This is a genomic window from Pseudomonas sp. BBP2017 (genome assembly GCF_003024385.1).
Classification (GTDB): domain Bacteria; phylum Pseudomonadota; class Gammaproteobacteria; order Pseudomonadales; family Pseudomonadaceae; genus Aquipseudomonas.
In genome coordinates this window covers 42,814-60,923 of record NZ_PVZN01000001.1, presented here as the reverse complement: position 1 = coordinate 60,923, position 18,110 = coordinate 42,814, and the positions used below count along the sequence as shown (strand labels likewise).

Here is an 18,110-nt window from a genome sequence, read left to right as displayed (position 1 = left end):
TGATCTACTAAGACTTTAGCCATAACTTATCTGTGGAGAGTCCTGAAGATGACCTTTGAAGATTGGATGCGTTATAAGGGGCTATCGCTATCATCGGTGAAAAAATACGATGGTGCAGTGCGCGGGGTAATGTCCGAATGGGCTATAGATAACAAACTTGTCGAAGGGCCTCTGGTCTCGTTGAGTAGTCAGTCTGAGTTTGAAGTAATCGCATCTAAAATACGTGCACTGCCAATATATAAGGAACGAAATGAACGCGGGCATCATATGTATAGTAGTGCTCTAATAAAGTTTTCCGAATATCTCTCAGAAGGGCGCTACGGTGACGTTGAGTCAGACATTGACGATATTTTGTGTGCGGGTGATATTAGTGAGACGGAGAAAATAAATTTGGTTAAATCTAGGATTGGGCAAGGAGTATTTAGGCAGAAGCTTGTTGGCTATTGGGCCTGTTGCGCCATGTCCGGGTTTAAGGATGTTAATTTGCTTGTGGCTTCACATATAAAGCCTTGGAGTGCTTCAAGTAATTCTGAGCGATTAGATCCGTTTAATGGTTTTTTGCTTACTCCAAATTTAGATAAGGCTTTCGATAAGGGGTATATAACTTTGTCGCCGGCTGGTGTTGTAAATATATCACCCCATCTGAAGGATTCAGGAATGCTAGGTATCTCTCCTAATATCCGCGTTTCCTTGGCTCCAGAGCATGAGCCATTTCTTGAATTTCACCGCTCCGTGGTATTTCGTGCCACATGACAAAGTACTTTTGTGTATTCAATGGCTGAGCCCTGCTTCGCCATTGGTTTTAGATGTCGGCAATCTAAAGGCATGGTCAGGTGTGTCTCCGCTTAGCTTAAGTGGAGGGAGATCGCTCCCTAAATTCAGGTATGGAGCGATAGTGTTCAGTCCAACCTATAGATTGAAGTTCCATGTTTTTTTTAAGCGGCGAGTGAGCAACCGCACGGTCAGCAAATAGCAATACCGCGTCGCTTCGCTACGTCGATTAAGGCGGTGTTTAAGAAACCAAGCTACGTGCTTTTTCTGCCAACCCCAAGGAGTCTGTCGCTGCCAGCGTTCTGCAATTTCAGCTTGGATTATTATCGCTTGTCGCAAATGGCGTTGCCTCGTGGCGTGCGAGCCCGTCAACACCGCAGTCAAGAACAGCTCCATGTCGAATGACTTGCTCATGCGCTCCCTCCAATGTAAGCAGCGACCACGTCGATCCGCCCGTGCCCCAGCTCATAGCTGATCTGCCTGCGAGCCTCACGATCAAGAGTCTTATCTACCTTGCAACATTGGCCACCGTTGATTGGTGCGGGGTCTTGGGTGATCTGCTCGTAGCGCTCACATGCGTACGCCGCTCGTAGCTCATGGAAGCCTTTTAAGTTGTGAGCATGCAGGATGTCCCGTGCAGGGCGGATGATTTCTTGCAGAACATTCAGGTAGCTTTCGTTGGGCGCAATCAGGTTGCGACTACCAGCGGGCGACACTTGTGATGCGAACCTAAGCGCTTCGCGATCATAGTCATCTACTCCAACCCAGCGGGGTGCGGAGGCACCGGCGCGTCCCCCCTTGGTACCGTCTTGGATGTTGATCTTGCCAATGTATTGAGCCTCACGACTTAACCGTGGCAGGTCAGCCAGGATGGCCTCACGCAGGCGCATGCCGGTGGCTCGCGCCAACAGAACAATCGCTGCGGCCCGTTGCTGATGATCGCGACAAAGCGCATCGACGATCTGCTTAACCTGTTCGCGGTCTTGGCCTTGCGGAGCCGATTGGCGAACTCCGGTGCGCTGCATTCCCAACGCCTTGCTCGGACTGGGCAATTTCACACACTGATCACCGCGCAGCGCCGCCATTGTCCTGTTAACGCTGGATAGGCGGTTTTGTGCGGTGCTGACAGCAAGGTCACCGCGCCTTACCACGTCGCGCAGGTACGCCGCATACTCCGCCAATACCTTCCGATCAATCTGCCGCGCATCATTGATACCGGGCCCTTGTTCGGAGCGGCACCATCTGACGAATGCCTGCCACCGATCACAGTGTGCCTTCACCGTGCCGTAGTGGCCGCCGCCGAACATGTCTTTCAACGCCTGCGGCCCTGCGTAGCTCAGTTGCCTGCCGTAGCCGAAATTACGGCCATCGCGTCTACCCAGCAATGCCATGTCGAATCACCTCATCGCCTGGTCTCCGATCCTCGCCCCACGTCATCCCGCCAAGAATGTTGAGTGTTATCAGGGATCAAGGCCCCTGCGACCTGTGGGGATGTCCTCTATCGCGGGACTGGCGGCTCCTTACGTCCGGGAGCAAGGGCATCTCATGATCTGGCCTCCTGAACACCGTTACCGGTGGGCGGGTGGAAGCAGCACTGGCTGACGAGACCAGCGCCTGAAGATCCTGAGCCGGGTGAACGCAGCAATGCGATGACCGGGGCATGCCTGACTGTCAGTCAGGTGCAGTCCATTCCTTGGTCTGCGGCACCATCATCTACAGCGCTGTTGCTGGTGACATCGGCGTTTGTCACGCCGATTGTCACGAGGGGGAATGCCGCAAAGCCATGTGCAATCGGGGCTGCAGCAGTGGTAAAAGTGCCCGTCTCTTTCCAGAGGAAAGAGACGGGCACGGGTTGGCGCAAGATTCGGCCAATCGGATAGGTTGCTGCAGGGCAGCGAGGTACGGTGTAGCTGGCGCACGAGCGCCATATGTGTAAGAGCATCCATCACATGGGTAGTGACCGGGCGAGCTGCCGGATGCGAATCGCCCTTGGGGAGAACCACCGCCGGAGCGGCGTGACCTTTAAGGTTCGGGTCACCTGGGGTGCTGTCATCGACAGCCTTTGCACGACCAGTTCTACGCCTGTGGATAAACCCGGTCAAGGGCCGAAATTCAGCGCTCTTGGGGACGTGAAAAGCGGTTATCCACCGGTGGAATTCCGTGGTAAATCCCGGACAACGTCGTGGCTTTTAGCTCTTCAAAATGAGGTCCATCCAAACAGGGCGGCTTTGCAGCCCTGTTTGGATGGACCCGCGCTGAGAAGCGGATAAGCGAGGCTGCTTGCCACGAGTCTTGAACGTTCAGTTGTTACCGCAATTCTTGCGCCTGCACAGTGCTAACGAATCGGCACCACATTCTTGTCTCTGACTTGGCCGTATGCAGAGGCGAGCAGACTGCCGGTGGCGGCTTTCTGGATGTACTCACTCCACCAGGCCATCATCGGTCGACGGCGCTCTATGTAGTCGGCTCGGTTGTAGGCGCTGCGCACCTCATCCTTGTCGACATGCGCCAGTGCGACCTCAATGAGTTCGGGGTCCCACCCATGTTCATTCAAGATGGTGCTGGCCATCGAGCGCATACCGTGGCTGACCAATCGATCCTGAAAGCCCATGCGTTTCAATGCCATGTTGGCGGTCTGGCTATTGGCGTGGGTGCGTGGATTTCTATCGGCCGGGAAGACGTATTCGCGATGGCCGCTGTGAGTCTTCAGTGACTCCAATAGTGCGACAGCATGATCACTCAACGGGATGCTGTGTGGACGGCGCTTCTTCATACGCTCCGGTGGGATAGTCCAGACACGCCTTTCGAAGTCGATGTCTGCCCAGCGAGTAGTCGCCGCCTCGGCGGGGCGAGTCATCGTGTGCAACTGCCATTCGATCAGGCAGCGGGTGGTGCGTTTGATGCTGGCGTTCGCGATCTCCAGCATGAGCTCCGGGAGCTCTTCGGGTGGAAGCGCAGCCATGTTCTCTTTTTTGGGCTTCTTGAAGACTGCCCTGATGCCGCTGAGGGGGTTGGCGAAGATCAGGCCGGAGTTTACGCCGTAGGTCATGATCTCGTTTAGTCGCTGGCTGAGACGCTTGACCGTCTCCAGGCTGCCTTTCGCTTCGATTGGGCGAAGCAATGCGATCACCATCGGAGCGGTGATCTTCGTCAGTGGTGTCGTCTTCAAATCGGGGAACACGTGCAGCGTGAGCGATCGCCAAATGTCCTCGGCGTAGGCCGGGGTGACCGAGTCTTTCTTGAGTTCAAACCAGGCGGTGGCCACGTTCTCGAAGGTGTGTTCGGTTTCCGCGCGTTTGGCTTCATTCAACGTATTGCGCTGCACCTTCGGATCGATGCCTTGAGCGAGCAGCTCGCGGGCTTCGACTGCCTTCTTTCGTGCGTTCGCCAGTGACAGTTCGGGGTAGGTCCCGAAGCCAATGTTGATGCGCTTCTTGGTCACCGGTTCGCGGTAATTGAAATTCCACAGCAACGAGCCGTTGCTGCGTACGCGGAGCTGCAAACCGTCACCGTCCGTGAGGACGTAATCCTTGGACGCGGGTTTGACTCCCTTGAGCTGTCGATCGGAGAGGCGGAGGTTTTGAGCAGGCATGAGATTCTCCTCAGGCACTGATTCGGTATTCCAAAGATTAGCATCGGGTGAGGTGGAATACCGCCTGGAATACCCGAACGGCTGGAACTCAAAAACTCTCAAAAGACCGCAAAAGTGCTGGAGGCCGCGTATTTACTGGATCTCAGGCACAAAAAAAGACGTCCGTGGACGTCTTTTTTTGATCATTTGGTGGAGCCGGGGGGATTTGAACCCCCGTCTCGCCATTGTTCAATATTGGCCTTCGCCGCGAACCATCCACATCCGTGCCATATCGTTTGCCTTGTCAGTGGATCTAGATTTCTGACCAATGGGGCCGCGCAAGTTAGAAAGGTGAGAGCTACGAGCTGGAGTTTCCCCGAACTGGAAAATGCCCCCTATGAAAAGCGAAATCGCTTCCGGTGCTTCTCAAGATAGCGTCGATTGCCTTCACTCAAGGTAGGAATTGATGTGTATTGGTCCAGCCCTAGGATTTTGTGTTCCTCCGCTGCCAAGTCGTCGCTGATCAGCAGTTGTCCATTTTCACCAAAAGAAATCAACCCACAGTCAAAGAGCCGGTCAATGTGGGTAGCAAGTAGCAAACCGTTGTCTGTATCTAGGCGAGCTTTGTTATCAGCAAAGGCCCAAGCCTCGATGTGTGACGCGACCAACAGGCTGGGATTTTTCAGCCCCGTCAACGCACACTTTTGGTCCCAGCGGTCGAGCAAGCGTGATCGGAATGTGCCTTGACCGATGCGAGCCTTTACAAGGGCTTCTCGAGTGGTCGCAGAAGGTGCTTTGCCTTCCGATCCTTCGTCAATGAGTTGGTCTTCGTAGTCAGCGATTACTTCCGTTTGCTCCAGCAGATACAGCGCAGCATCTGCCGGCAACTGAGCCATGTAGATCTGATTCACATTACCTTTGCTATTGAACAGAGTTGGCTCAGTGTTGACATCAAATTGCGCTTGGTAGGTTGGTGCAATGTCGTCGCTGCGTAAGGGCCGCTTGAGGTCGGCGAGCGCAATATCGACTCGGTGCCCTTGGTTACTCCACTCGTTGAACGAGCGGGTAGGGGGGCGCACTGCTTGATAGGCATCTCGTTGGGCCGTAGCAATGGCACGCAGATAGTTGTCGTGGTAGCAGAAAATCAAGTCTCCGGCTCTGACCTTACCGACGTTGTCCCAGTGGCGGCGGGTTTGTTCCTTGCCTGTTTGTGAACGCGAGCTCAACGGGGCCCAGAGAAATTTGCCTTCTTTCGCTTCCTTGTGAGTCGTGCCCAGGTTTACCCAGAAAAATTGCATCTCGCGTCCTTAAAGGCGTGGCATATCGCCAGCGAAGATAGCGCGAGATCCTACAAAACTGAAGGACTAGTCCTACATCGAGTTGTTCGTTTTCCTGTGGCGCAGGAATTCATACCGACGCCCGTGCGTTGCTAGGTCCCAGTCGGCGACGGATTTGCAATCCGTGACATGCAGATTTTCAGAATTTCCCGATTCCCTGTAGTCCATTTCCGAATCATACTTCCGCGGCTTTCAAGCCATTGCGGTGCTTCCACTAGCGCTCTAGTCTCCCCCAGTCGTTGCCAATTCAACGACCGGTTTTGACAGACCGAATTCAAAGTGAATCCGCATGTGCTCGCGTTATGGCGGCTGTACGTGGGGCACCTTCGTGTGCGCCGGGTTTCCTTTGCTTTCTCGGTCTGTCAACCCGCGTATAGCTGCCACCATTTGTTTGACAGCAGGCGTGTGGCGGCTCCCTAAAGCAAAGGAGTTCGCTATGTTAAAAATCGTCCCCGATCCACCCCTAAACCCCAACCAATCCCTCGAAGACATCCTCGTCCAAATCTCCGAATACCTGGTCTGCGCCATGACCGTGGCACAGCAGACTGTCCTGCTTCATTCCAGCTCTCCAGGCCAGGTGCTGACCTTGGCGACCATGCATGAAATCGATCATGCCCGCGCTTTGGTTGAAGTGGCGTTGAGTAAGGTTCAGTTGCGGCATTGATCTGGCGGCAGTAACAGCGGGGTTCCGTGGTCGGGTGCAGGTGGCTGGTCTGGTGTAGGCGAGCGCTTTGCGCTCGATCGCGGGCAGCGCCCGCTCCCACAGATTTATTTAGGGTCGCGCTCTAATTGCGGGGGCGGCTAGGGAGGTTGGGATGGATGAGGGTTCGCGGTCAGGCCTCAAGACGGTCGGCGTCGGCACGTTCGCTGAAGGCGAGGGCGGGGTAGGCGCTGAGCGGTTGTTTCGGGTCGAACCAGGGCACGGTGCGGCGTTCGTGCTGGAGCAGGTTTCGATCATGATGGGCTGTGCGCACCACCTGACGTTGCAAGCCGGCCTTGAGCAGGACGGTACGTCGGCGTGGGCAGCGCATTATCTGGTGGGGATGGCCAAGGCGCTGGTTGAGGATGTGGCCCATGCCATGGTCGTTGAGTCGGGGGCCAGCCGTCCGCTTCAGCCCGGTCATAGTCGGTGAACGGCGCGGCCTGTGGCAGAGGGTCCGCATCAGGCACGCAAAGCGTTGGGGGACTTTCGCGCCTGATGGTCGAACACTTAGCTAAAGGCGCAATTACAGGTGGAAATCGCCCGCGGCCTCCGGCTGGTAAAGCACTTTCCTGATTCCGATTCGGCGGGTCCGGTCAGAAACTCGCCAGTCGATGGCGTCCCCCTCCTGATAGCCGAGGATGGCGGCACCGATGTCGGAGCACACGGAATACTTCCCGGCGCTGCTGTCCGCGTCTTCAGGGTAGACCAGGGCCACTTCGATCTCTTCGTCGTCCAGCTGCAGCAAGGCCCTGGAGTTCATCGTGACGACATTGCGCGGCACCTGCTGCGGCTTGACGACAATGGCTCGCTCAAGCTCATGTTCGAGTTCAACAACGGTCGGGCCTTGCTCGAGCGCGATCAGGCTCTCGAGCCTGGCCTTGTCGATTTCAGTGATGTAGATCTCAGTGGCGTCGGCAACGGTGCCTTCGCGCAAGCACTGGAGATAGCGCCCCGCCGTCATGGAAAATGACTTCAATGTCGGCGTTTCGCTTTCAAGCTGAAAGCCGCTGCGCTGAAAGGCTTTCAGCGAGCGCGCGTTGTCCGGGTGGATCTTGGCGATGAGCTTCTCGGCCCGCATGTCGAGGAAGGCCAGTTTCATGCCTTCGCGGATGGTGCGGGCGCCAAGGTTTCGGCCCCATTTGTCGCTGTCTCCGATAACCAGGACTATCTCGCAATTGGAGCCGGTCTTGATCAGACGGACAAAGCCCACCGGGGCGTCATGCCGGTCATAGGCCATGAAGAATCGGCCGCCTCGGTTGAATAGATGGGTCAGGATCGGCAATTGAGTCCGATCGATGACTTGCTCGATGGAGCGGGAGACATGACGCGAATCGCTCAGGTAGCAGGTAACGCGCTCATCTTCCAACCAATCCATCAGCGTCAGTGCGTGTGTCCGAGTAATTTCCGGGCACAGCGAAATGAAAGGCTTGTTCATCTTCACCACAGTTATTTGTAAAGGATGAAAGCCCTTCATGGCTATGGCCATGACGGTTCTTTCTGCAACCGGCCATTCTAAGACATAACGCGAGTAGATGCCGAACAGCCTGCGCACCTTTCCTCCAGGCAACATTGCTAATGGGCTGTGCGCAAAAGCTGCCGTTGCAAGCAAGCATCGATCAGACCGCGGCAGCAATCAGCTCGATGTTTCTGTCGGCAACATCAATGATGAAGGGCAGCGGCATGGGGGGCTGACGTGCCAATGGATGAAACCTCGAAACCGCCCATTAAAAATAGTCCCCCGACCCACCACAGAGTCCACGATGCGTGAGATCGACAATGCCCGCGCTTTGGTTGTGCCTCAAGGATCACCAAAGATTTTTTGAATCGCATTGTTAACTTTGTCGAGATTGTCCAAGCCCAACGGTTGGGCTGGCGATGCTGCACCTTGTTTTTTATTTTCGCAGCTGCTCCTACAGGCACGAAATGAGTTGGCACACTCATGAAAGCAATCTGGCTTCGCCGAATCATCCAGGTTTGCGCACTGCTGCTCGTGGCACTTCTTCCTTAGATCAAAACAATAAGTACATGGTGCCGCAAGTGCAGAGGTTGCAGAAAATGCTAACAGCAGTAGGCATACCCTGAAAGCCAGCATAGAAACCTCCAGCTATCCATGCGCACTCGCGCAACGAAAAGCCAACTCAAGTAATTAAAGCAGCGTCCTCCGGAATTAATATATTATTTTGTCATCGGGGTGATTTCTAATTGCGATTTGCTTTTTTCTAGCTTTTTATTAGTATGTAAAAGCCAGAAATATTTTCCGTAAATAATCTCGGGAGGTAATGGTGGTATGTTGCGGGCTAGTTAATTGTTTTTAATTTAGTAGCTGGCTGCGGATGATTGAATTGTGAGGGTTGATGGGCGCTGAGCAATAACAAGGTGCTGGCTATGAAATTATTACTGTGTTCTTTATTGTTTTTTGCGAGTGCTCAAGCAGCCGCAGAAACAGCTTTTGAAACTTGCCAGAATGGATGTACTAATATGTTGTTGAACTGCCAGCATAACTGTCAGGTACAACAGCAAAACACACTCCAAAAGTGCCTTGGTATATGCCAGTATGGACATGAGGTATGCTCGAAGAGCTGCTCGAAACAAGCCTCAACAAATCCTCCAGCGAACAAGTCGGACGCTCAGCAGAAAGTGCTTCAGGGTATTGATAATATAAACAATACCATTCAGCAGATTTTCGGTAAGCCTTAGCGTTCACACTGCACACAGAAGCTTCATCTGAAAATGATCAGTTGGGATGGATGAGGATTCGCGGTCAGGGTTCAAGACGGTAAGCGTCGGCACATTCGCTGAAGGCGAGGGCGGGGCAGGCGTTGAGCGGTTGTTTCGGGTCGAGCCAGGGCACGGTACATCGGCGTGGGCGGCGCATGGCCTGCCAGCATCAGCGTAGGGCTGGACCGGTTTTCTGGCAGTGAAAGCCGGTCCAGTGTTGAAGCAGGGGAGCAGTCTGGCGATCAGACCGCTACAGCAACCAGGTCGATGCTTCTGTCTTGAGCATCAATGATGAAGGGCAGCGGCATGGGCTCTGGTGTGTCGATGGATGAAACCTCGAAACCACCCACGACGATGGGCTGTCGCTGTTCCAGTACGATCGATTCTTCCGCCAGCCTTTTGACCATTCTCGCGTGGTTCATTGCGATTTCATTGAGCGTTGACACGTTACATCTCCGATAGCTGAGCAGGCGTCTGGTCGGCGCCCTCAAACGTTAATTTTGGCCGCTGCCGCGTCAGAATTACGTCTTTTCGGGGCCGCTGGGGCGGGCATTGTGCAATAGACACGCCAGTAGGTGTCAAAAAATAGGTGCCGCCATCTCAAAGGCGACGAATGGCGCTGGGGCAGTGATCGTCGACGATGCCGACGAGCATTTTTCGCTGTTTGGGCCATGCTGTTTCTTCTGCGGTTGTGTTCATTCGCGCTGAACCCAGAGGAGCCCATGATGACGATCGAGCGTTCAGACGATGTCGTGACCCTGTTGATCCGCCATCAGGTTCGCGATGCGCAGTATGCGCCGTATGAAGCCTGGCTGCGCCGCACCATCGGTATCGCCAAGGGCTATCCCGGGCATATCGGCATCGATGTGGTGCGCGAGCGCCAGGGCGGCCTGCACCTGTTTACCTGCATTTTGCGTTTTGCCTCCAGCGTCCAGTTACAGACGTGGCTGGATTCTGCCGAGCGTAAGCAACTGGTCGCGGAGGTCAGCCCGTTGCTCGCCGATGGTGACCGTCTGGAGATCAATCGCGAGCGCGAGTTCTGGTTCAACCCGGCCACGGCCGATGCGCCGCCGCCACGCTGGAAGCAAGTCTGTGTGACCTTTCTGGTGATTCTGCCGCTGTCGCTGCTGGTGCCATGGCTGTGGCAACCGGCGTTCCGCAGCTGGCCATGGCTCGGCGGCTATGTGCCGAGCAACGTGGTGATCACCTTGAGCATTGTGTTGCTAGTGGTCTATTGCTTCATGCCGCTGGCGACCCGGGCGTTCGCTGCCTGGCTGAATGCGCGTTGATTGAAAACATCGAGGTTTCCACGCCACTTTCTCAGGGGGTTCCATGTCTGCAGATCTGATTCTGTTCAACGGCCGTATCCACACCGTCGACCGCGATAAGCGCAGCGCCACGGCGGTGGCGATCAAGGACGGGCGCTTCACCGCCGTCGGCAGCGATGCCGAGGCCATGGCCCAGCGCGGTGGTGCCACCCAGCTCATCGACCTTAACCAGCGCACGGTGATTCCCGGTCTCAACGACTCGCACCTGCATCTGATCCGTGGTGGCCTCAATTACAACCTGGAGCTGCGCTGGGAAGGCGTGCCGTCGCTGGCCGATGCCTTGCGCATGCTCAAGGACCAGGCCGAGCGTACGCCGTCGCCGCAGTGGGTGCGGGTGGTCGGCGGCTGGAACGAGTTCCAGTTCGCGGAAAAGCGCATGCCGACCCTTGAGGAGATCAACCGCGCAGCGCCAGACACGCCGGTGTTCGTGCTTCATCTTTACGACCGCGCGCTGCTCAACCGCGCCGCGCTCAAGGCTGTGGGCTACAGCAAGGACACGCCCAACCCGCCTGGCGGCGAAATCCAGCGTGACAGCAAGGGCGAACCGACCGGCATGCTGATTGCCCGCCCCAACGCCACGATTCTCTACGCCACCCTGGCCAAGGGGCCGAAGCTGCCGCTGGAGTATCAGGTCAACTCTACCCGGCAGTTCATGCGCGAGCTCAATCGGCTGGGCCTGACCAGTGCCATTGATGCCGGGGGCGGTTATCAGAATTATCCGGATGATTACGCGGTGATCCAGGAACTGGCCAAGCAGGGGCAGCTGAGTATTCGCATTGCCTACAACCTGTTTACCCAAAAGCCCAAGGAAGAACTGAGCGACTTCAAGAACTGGAGCCAGATCGTCAAACCTGGCGACGGTGACGATTTCTTCCGCCACAACGGCGCGGGAGAGATGCTGGTGTTTTCTGCGGCCGACTTCGAAGACTTCCTCGAACCGCGCCCGGACTTGCCTCAAACCATGGAACAGGAGCTGGAGCCGGTGGTGCGCCACCTGGTCGAGCAGCGCTGGCCGTTCCGCTTGCATGCTACTTACAACGAATCGATCTCGCGCATGCTGGATGTGTTCGAGAAGGTTGACCGCGATATTCCGTTCAACGGATTGCCGTGGTTCTTCGACCATGCCGAAACCATCACCCCGCAGAGCATCGAGCGGGTGCGAGCGCTGGGCGGCGGTATCGCCATTCAGGACCGGATGGCGTTTCAGGGTGAGTATTTTGTCGACCGCTACGGCGCCCAGGCTGCCGAGAAAACCCCGCCGATCCAGCGCATGCTCAGTGAAGGCGTGCCGGTGGGGGCAGGCACCGACGCTACCCGGGTGTCCAGTTACAACCCGTGGACTTCGCTGTACTGGCTGGTCAGCGGCCGGACCGTGGGTGGTATGGCGCTGTATCCGCAAGGCTTGTCGCGGGAGGTCGCGCTGGAGTTGTTTACCCATGGCAGCGCCTGGTTCTCCAGCGAGCAGGGCAAAAAGGGGCAGATCAAGGTGGGGCAGTTGGCTGACCTGGTGGCGTTATCGGCGGACTATTTCAGTGTTGATGAGGAGTCGATCAAGTGGATCGAGTCGGTGCTGACCGTGGTGGGGGGCAAGGTGGTGTATGGCGCCGGCGAGTTCGACAAGCTCGGCCCGCCAGCGTTGCCGGTGCTGCCTGAATGGTCGCCGGTGGCCAAGGTGGCCGGTCATTGGCGACCGGCGGCGCCAGCGCTGCATCAGTGTTTGGGCGCCTGTGCAGTGCACGCCCATAGCCACGAACGTGCGCGTCAGTCTACGGTGCCGGTGAGTGATTACCAGGGCTTCTGGGGGGCCTTGGGTTGCTCGTGTTTTGCCTTTTGATGCGGCTCCGGTGTGGTGACAACTGGCTACCGCTGTAGGAAGCCAGTGTTGCTGGCGATGCCCGGCGTAGCCGGGCCAGGGGCGCTACACACCCATCGCCGGCTGCTGCAATGTGTAATTTGCGCTGCTCGGATGATAGCATGTAGCCACTTTGGTGGAGACCTTGCCGTGGTGCGCACTGTTCCCCGTTTGCTGGGCCTGGCCCTGATCATGCTGCTTGGCTCGTCCAGTGTTCTCGCCGCTAACACCCCGTGCTCGGGGCGCAAGGGCGGCATTGCCGGTTGTGATGGCGAGCTGTTCCTGTGCAACGACGGCTCGATCAGTGGCTCGAAGAAAAGCTGTAGCGCCTACACCGGCGTCAGCCCTGTGCGGCCGGCAGTGCAGCCGCTGCAAGGCGCGAGCAATACCTGTGGTTGCGGAACCGGCACCTTCTGCACCGGAGCACGGGGCGGTGTTTATTGCCTGACGCCGAGCGGGAAGAAGAGTTACCGGCGTCAGTGAAGTAGACTCTCAGTAACTCAATCACCCACTAGATCCGCATCAAGCCGAAGTTGGGAGGGCTGAGCCCTGTAGCATACAGGGCCCAATCTTTAGGCTTCCAGGCCTCAGAACGCCAAGGTGAATCCGGCGTAGAACGTCCGGCTCAGCTCGATGTAGTCACTGTCACGTGCGGCCGCGTCACGGTCGCTGTCGCCAAGGTTTTTCACGCCGTCATTGAGGCTCAACTGCGGGGTCAGTTGATACTGGCTGCCCAGGTTGACCAGGTGATAGGCAGCACTGTCCACGTCCTTGTTGCTGATGGTGTTGCGCAGTACCTGGCTGCCGATGTACTGGTAACCCAGCTGCGCCTGCCAGCGTTGGCTCACTTGCCAGTTCAGGTCGGCGTTGCCGGTATGTTTCGGCACCTGGCGCAGTTCTTCGCCGGTGTCTCGGTCTTCGGCTTCGGTCAGGGTGTAGTTGGCGGTCAGTTTCAGACTGTCGCTCAGCTGGGCGCTGGAGAACAGTTCGACGCCGCGGGTACGGGCGCTGCTGACGTTGTAGTAGGTCAACACCGACGGCATGTGACCGCGACGCCAGCCGTCGGCGAGGATCATGTCTTTGATGTCGTTGTAGAACAGGTTGGCACCAAGTTCGATCCTTTCTCCCTGGTACAGCGTACCGATCTCGTAGGACGTCGCCGTTTCCGGTTTCAGGTCCGGGTTACCGGCGACCACGCAGCGGCCGCGGCAGGCGGCAATCGCGTAACTGGGGTCAGACTGGCTGATGCTTGGTGCCTTGAACGCTTTGCCCACGCCGCCCTTGACCACCCATTCATCGGTCAGTGAATACACCGCATAGGCCCGTGGGCTGAATTCAGAGCCGAACGACTTGTGGTCGTCGAGACGACCGCCCAAGGTCAGGCGCAGGTCGCCCAGGCCGATTTCGTCCTGCAGGTAGAGGGCGCGTTGGAAGTCTGTGGTGCCGCCACTGAGGTTCTGGTTGTGTTCGAGCAGGGTGTGGCGATACTCGGCACCGGCCGTCAGCAGGTGGTTGCCGAGGTCGCCGCTGATTTGCCCGTCAAGGGTCTGGTTACGCTGGCGGACGTCGCCGACCATGCCGCGCAGCTTGGTGGTCAATTGCGAGTCGTCGTTGAGGTTGACCTGTTCGTGGTAGTAGCGCAGCCGGGTGTTGGCGCGTTCCATCTGGGCGTTGTGGGTCAAGCCGAAGGTGTAGCGTTCCATTTCCTGCTGGTTGCGCGGAAAGTTGACGTTGGAGTTGTTCCACACACCGTCGCGCTGGTCGTTGCGAGCGCTGAAATCCAGCTCCAGATCCTGGCTGTCGTCGATCAACCAGATCAGGTTGGACATCAATGCCCAGTTCTGCCGCTGTTCGCGGGCATGGGCACGGTCGTCTGTGGTCATGCTGGATTTCCACGCGGCCTGGTCGCTGCCGTCGAGCACCAGGTTGCCGAGCAGGCGATCCTTGATCAGCGGCCCTGCGGTATAGATGGAGCTGTTGTGAACGTCGCCGCCCTCGCCGGAGGGTGTGTGCTGGTAGCTGTAGCTCAGCGAGCCTTCGGCTTCGTTGCCGGGGCGGCGCAGGATCACGTTGATCACCCCGCCCATGGCGTCGGCGCCATACAGCGACGACATCGGTCCACGGATCACTTCGATGCGTTCCACCGCGCTCAAGGGGATGGCCGACAAGTCGAAGTCGTTGGCGTAGTTGCTGGTCAGGGCATCGCGCGAGTTGATCCGGCGGCCGTTGACCAGCAGCAGGGTGTAGTCGGAGTCCAGGCCACGCATCTTGATCTTGTGGCGGCCGTAGGTGGAAGACGCGGCAATGCTGACACCGGGGACTTTGGCAACCGCTTCGGCAATGTCCAACGCCTGCATCTGTTGTAGTTGCTCGCGATTGATCACGGTGACGCTGGCGGGGGCGGTGAGCTCGCTGTGCTCGGTCTGGCTGGCGGTAATCACCATGTTGTCCAGGTTAAGCGCGCTGCTGTTACTCGGTTCGAGGGCCCAGATTCGTGCGCCGACCTGACGGGCCTTCAGCCCGCTGTTTTGCAACAGGCGGTCCAATGCCTGTTTGACTTCGTATTCACCGTTGAGCGCGGGCGCCTGTTTGCCCGTCAGCAGCGTCGGGTCCAGAGGCAGGGTGATGTCGGCCTGCCGGGCAAATTGGTTGAGGGCATCTTCCAGGGAGGTGGCCGGCAGGTTGTAGCTGTGATCGCGGACTTCGGCCAGCGCGTTCGTGGCTGGCAGGGCCAGTGCGCCCCCGGCCAGGACAGCGTGGAGCACGAGCGCGAGACGGTGTTTACGGTGTTGCATGGACGTGAAGCTCCTTCGACAAATGCGTGTTTTTCTCTTATGTCGAAAGGCGCGCGAAAACCCGTAACAGCCGAGGTAAAAATCTTCAGGCAGGCACGACACGCGCCCAGAGCCGAGACACGCGCAGGGTTTTCACCGGCAGCGAGGCACTGAGCACATCCAGCGTGCGTTCGATATCGTCGAGCTGGAAAACCCCGGAGACGGGCAGCTTGGCAACCTCGCTGGAGCACTGCAGCCAGCCACTGCGATAGCGCGCCAGCTCGTCGATCAACTGCGCCAGGGCAATACGCCGGACGACCAACTGCCCCTGGACCCAGGTGCCCGGGGTCATGCCGGTGTCTGGCACAGGTTGCAGGCTGTCGGCGCCGATCAGCCATTGTTGCCCGGCACCAACGCGGGCCACGGGATGCTGGGCGACTTGTACCTCGGCACTGCCTTCGAGCATGGCCAGACGATGGTGCTGCCCTTGGCGGTGCAGGTCGAAGCGGGCGTCACGGGTGCGTAGCAGCAGGTCAGCACTGTGCACCTGCAACGGAGCAAGACCAGGGGCATGATGAGCCACCTGGACCTGGCCACGTTGCAGCACAATGTGCGACGCCTGCGAGGTGTTTGGCCGGTCGACCGCGCTGTCAGTGTTCAGCCACAGCCGGGTGTGCTCAGCCAGGACAAAACGGCTGCGTTGGCCGACGGCGGTGGTGAAGTCGGTTTTTCTCGATGGCGGCGAATCCAGCAGCACCCAGCTTGCACCTAGCAGGCCCAGCAGTTTAAGGGCATGACGTCTGGATAGCGCGGGGCGCTCGGAACTTTCCAGGGCCTGACGAACAATGCGCGCTTGTGAAGGGGGCAGTGCGAACAGCCCTTCGCTCACCTGTAGCGCTAGCCAGGCTGTCTCGTGACGGGGATTCGCCGCGCGCCAGTGGCTGCAGGCCTGCCAGAGCTCTTCGGGTGCTTCACCGGAGCGCAGACGCACCATCCAGCTGATGGCCTGTTCCAGTTCATCCGCGTTGAAGTTGCTGGCGCTCATGACCACTGAGCCTGAAAGCAGTGACGCATGGCGGTTGCCATGTACTTTTCCACCGAGCTCAGACACACCCCAAGGTGCGCGGCGATGTCGCGGTAGGGCATGCCCTCAAGGCGTGACAGCAGATAGGCAGTGCGCACGTTGGTTGGCAGGCCGTCGAGCAGGGAATCGATACGGATCAGGGTTTCGAGCAGCAGCAGACGCTCTTCGGGTGAGACTTCAAACGCTTCGGGCTGGCTGGCAAGTACCTGTAGATACGCCTGTTCAAGGCGTTGCCGGCGCAGGCGATCGACCATCAAACCCTTGGCCACCGTGGTCAACCAGGCCCTGGGTTGCTGCAGCTCACCGGCGGCGGCAGGGCGGCCAATCAGTTGGAGGAAGGTGTCTTGCATCAGGTCGGCAGCGGTTTCGCCATGCTGCAGACGCTTGCGCAGCCAGTTCAGCAGCCAGGCATGATGATCGGTGTAGAGGTCGTGCAGTTCCTGGCGACGTACAGAGGATAGGGCTAGGGGCACCGAAACTCCTTGGTGCGAGCATGCTAATGAAAACAAGTCTCATTATGAATGTTATTGGCATGCTTTGTCCAAGGCTTGATTCAGGGTGCTCCCACCAGTGTTCTCAGAAGCTCAACCACCCACCAGATAGGCTCCAAATGGAACCTGATGTTTGAGCTTCTTGCAGCTACCGGGAGCGGGCTGATGCCCGGGCGGGCGATCAGCAAACCAGATTCGGCATTTGCCCGGAGGCGGCCAATGGCCGCGGGGGATATCCATCGCATCGAACGCGGGTTGTGGCGCGGCGGAAGTCATTTGAAGTTCTCCGTCAGGTTGCGGCCTTTCAACCCTCTGCGGTTCCGATTCCCGCTCTGCCTGCGCTTGCTCTTTCAGCCCTTGCTGTACCGCTACCCGATCCTGTTCGGCATTGGGTGGGGTACCGGTAATCTGCGCCTGCTGCGCCGCCTGGATCAGTTGCAAATTGCGGTTGCGTAACTGCACGTTGCGACCAACCCGCAGGTTGGAACGCGCCGCCAGCGTTTCAGCCTGCTGGTACTCCCCCTGCTGAAGCCGCAGCACACCGAGGTAGTGCAGCGTTGCGGGATTGTTCGGCTGGATGTGCAGCGCACGCTCCAGCGTGGCCGCGGCCTGGTCCAGCTGGCCCTCTGCATACTGCTGCGAGGCGGTTTCGATCAGGGTGGTGGATGCGTTGTTGCTGTGCGCGGAGGCTCTGCGCTCGGCAGCAACCGAGCAAAGCGATGCGACAGCGCAGAACGCCAGGATCAGGCCTGGCAGAAAACTCTTGGTGGGCATCGGGGGCGGACTCGGCTGAAGCGCTGTTCGGCTGGGGTTGGTTCAGGCGCTTTATAGACTTGGCCGGTAACCTGAAGTTCCCGCTGCTACAGCCTGAGACGCCTGGGGCGTCGTCAGTTCCTTCCTGATGGCGGTGGGGGTGTCTGGCGACGCTGGCGATGTACCGGGTCTACAAGGCCGCGCCTAGCGATCGCGGTTCTGTGACTCGGCGCAGGGTCAACGCTCTTCTTGCTGACGCTGGTCTTGCGCTGTTTGAGCGGTTTTGGACTCTTGAACGCTTGCTGTGCTTGTGTTCGCCTTCTGCTCAAGTGTGTTCTCTGCTTTCAAGGCAATAAAACAGGTAATAAGAAATGAAATGCCGGCTAATGGATGAAAAGCAGCAATGGCGAGCGAAATGGAAACACCCGAGATGATGCAAAACCAATACAGAATGCACTTGATAGGGATATGCCTGGCGTCACCTGGGCGCGGTATGACCGAATAACATCCAAATACAAAAGTAAGCACGGGTACGCTAACGGAGAGCGCCAATAGTGAAAGCCATAGTGTGAACAAAGGCCATGAGTTCAGGCTTTTCAGTTCTGGCAGTAGCTGGATCAATACGGCGAAGTTGATGGCGGCCATGCCCCCCGCTATTGCCGCGCCAGCCTTGTTTATTTCCTCCTTCTCAGCTGAATGCTGCTCCTGATTGTCAGTGCTCATCGCAA

At 57.7% G+C, this 18,110-nt stretch carries 18 protein-coding genes; 7 read left to right on the top strand and 11 right to left on the bottom strand.

What is annotated here, in order from left to right; genetic code table 11:
• The first annotated feature begins 48 nt into the window (after positions 1-48).
• Positions 49-753 carry an HNH endonuclease gene (locus tag C6382_RS00255; protein WP_107022584.1) on the top strand — a complete coding sequence of 235 codons (705 nt, stop codon included), beginning with the start codon at positions 49-51 and terminating at the stop codon, positions 751-753.
• A gap of 156 nt (positions 754-909) precedes the next feature.
• On the opposite strand, the gene C6382_RS00250 is transcribed toward C6382_RS00255, so the two are convergent.
• From C6382_RS00250 to C6382_RS00230, 4 genes are all read right to left on the bottom strand, one after another.
• Positions 910-1,185, bottom strand: coding sequence for a hypothetical protein (locus tag C6382_RS00250; RefSeq protein WP_107022583.1), 276 nt, complete (start codon positions 1,183-1,185; stop codon positions 910-912).
• Positions 1,182-2,162 carry an integrase domain-containing protein gene (locus tag C6382_RS00245; protein ID WP_107022582.1) on the bottom strand — a complete coding sequence of 327 codons (981 nt, stop codon included), beginning with the start codon at positions 2,160-2,162 and terminating at the stop codon, positions 1,182-1,184. Before C6382_RS00245 ends, C6382_RS00250 begins: the two co-directional genes overlap by 4 nt.
• A gap of 944 nt (positions 2,163-3,106) precedes the next feature.
• On the bottom strand, positions 3,107-4,363 hold the full coding sequence (locus C6382_RS00235; RefSeq protein ID WP_051097997.1) for an integrase domain-containing protein: 1,257 nt from the start codon (positions 4,361-4,363) through the stop codon (positions 3,107-3,109).
• 374 nt (positions 4,364-4,737) lie between these two features.
• Positions 4,738-5,640, bottom strand: coding sequence for an HNH endonuclease (locus C6382_RS00230; protein ID WP_107022581.1), 903 nt, complete (start codon positions 5,638-5,640; stop codon positions 4,738-4,740).
• A 475-nt stretch (positions 5,641-6,115) separates the two neighbouring features.
• Between C6382_RS00230 and C6382_RS00225 the strand changes: the two genes are divergently transcribed.
• Together C6382_RS00225 and C6382_RS00220 are read left to right on the top strand one after the other, a co-directional pair.
• Positions 6,116-6,343, top strand: coding sequence for a hypothetical protein (locus tag C6382_RS00225; RefSeq protein WP_038609710.1), 228 nt, complete (start codon positions 6,116-6,118; stop codon positions 6,341-6,343).
• Between the two features lie 151 nt (positions 6,344-6,494).
• Entirely contained in the window at positions 6,495-6,812 is a 318-nt protein-coding gene (locus tag C6382_RS00220; RefSeq protein ID WP_107022580.1) for a DUF3077 domain-containing protein, read from the top strand.
• A gap of 93 nt (positions 6,813-6,905) precedes the next feature.
• Here C6382_RS00220 and C6382_RS00215 read toward each other — a convergent pair whose 3' ends face one another.
• Complete coding sequence (locus C6382_RS00215; RefSeq protein ID WP_107022579.1) at positions 6,906-7,868, bottom strand: bifunctional GNAT family N-acetyltransferase/nucleoside diphosphate kinase regulator; 963 nt, start codon at positions 7,866-7,868, stop codon at positions 6,906-6,908.
• Between the two features lie 46 nt (positions 7,869-7,914).
• Here C6382_RS00215 and C6382_RS23840 point away from each other — a divergent pair, with 46 nt between their 5' ends.
• Entirely contained in the window at positions 7,915-8,205 is a 291-nt protein-coding gene (locus tag C6382_RS23840; protein WP_146146881.1) for a hypothetical protein, read from the top strand.
• Between the two features lie 1,137 nt (positions 8,206-9,342).
• Here the strand turns inward: C6382_RS23840 and C6382_RS00210 are convergent.
• Positions 9,343-9,546 carry a hypothetical protein gene (locus C6382_RS00210; RefSeq protein ID WP_107022578.1) on the bottom strand — a complete coding sequence of 68 codons (204 nt, stop codon included), beginning with the start codon at positions 9,544-9,546 and terminating at the stop codon, positions 9,343-9,345.
• A 279-nt stretch (positions 9,547-9,825) separates the two neighbouring features.
• Between C6382_RS00210 and C6382_RS00205 the strand changes: the two genes are divergently transcribed.
• The 3 genes from C6382_RS00205 (at position 9,826) to C6382_RS00195 (ending at position 12,763) form a co-directional block, all read left to right on the top strand.
• On the top strand, positions 9,826-10,389 hold the full coding sequence (locus C6382_RS00205; protein WP_178082720.1) for an antibiotic biosynthesis monooxygenase: 564 nt from the start codon (positions 9,826-9,828) through the stop codon (positions 10,387-10,389).
• A gap of 43 nt (positions 10,390-10,432) precedes the next feature.
• Positions 10,433-12,262 carry an amidohydrolase gene (locus tag C6382_RS00200; protein WP_107022577.1) on the top strand — a complete coding sequence of 610 codons (1,830 nt, stop codon included), beginning with the start codon at positions 10,433-10,435 and terminating at the stop codon, positions 12,260-12,262.
• Positions 12,263-12,472: 210 nt separating this feature from the next.
• Entirely contained in the window at positions 12,473-12,763 is a 291-nt protein-coding gene (locus C6382_RS00195; protein WP_107022999.1) for a hypothetical protein, read from the top strand.
• A 104-nt stretch (positions 12,764-12,867) separates the two neighbouring features.
• Here C6382_RS00195 and C6382_RS00190 read toward each other — a convergent pair whose 3' ends face one another.
• The 5 genes from C6382_RS00190 to C6382_RS00170 form a co-directional block, all read right to left on the bottom strand.
• Complete coding sequence (locus tag C6382_RS00190; protein WP_107022576.1) at positions 12,868-15,075, bottom strand: TonB-dependent receptor; 2,208 nt, start codon at positions 15,073-15,075, stop codon at positions 12,868-12,870.
• A gap of 85 nt (positions 15,076-15,160) precedes the next feature.
• Entirely contained in the window at positions 15,161-16,099 is a 939-nt protein-coding gene (locus tag C6382_RS00185; protein ID WP_107022575.1) for a DUF4880 domain-containing protein, read from the bottom strand.
• Positions 16,096-16,611, bottom strand: coding sequence for a sigma-70 family RNA polymerase sigma factor (locus C6382_RS00180; RefSeq protein ID WP_107022574.1), 516 nt, complete (start codon positions 16,609-16,611; stop codon positions 16,096-16,098). The genes C6382_RS00185 and C6382_RS00180 overlap by 4 nt, the downstream gene beginning before the upstream one ends.
• 111 nt (positions 16,612-16,722) lie before the next feature.
• Positions 16,723-17,403 carry a tetratricopeptide repeat protein gene (locus tag C6382_RS00175; RefSeq protein ID WP_107022573.1) on the bottom strand — a complete coding sequence of 227 codons (681 nt, stop codon included), beginning with the start codon at positions 17,401-17,403 and terminating at the stop codon, positions 16,723-16,725.
• A 216-nt stretch (positions 17,404-17,619) separates the two neighbouring features.
• A complete protein-coding gene (locus C6382_RS00170; protein ID WP_107022572.1) occupies positions 17,620-18,105 on the bottom strand; it encodes a hypothetical protein in 486 nt (161 codons plus the stop codon).
• Positions 18,106-18,110: the final 5 nt, after the last annotated feature.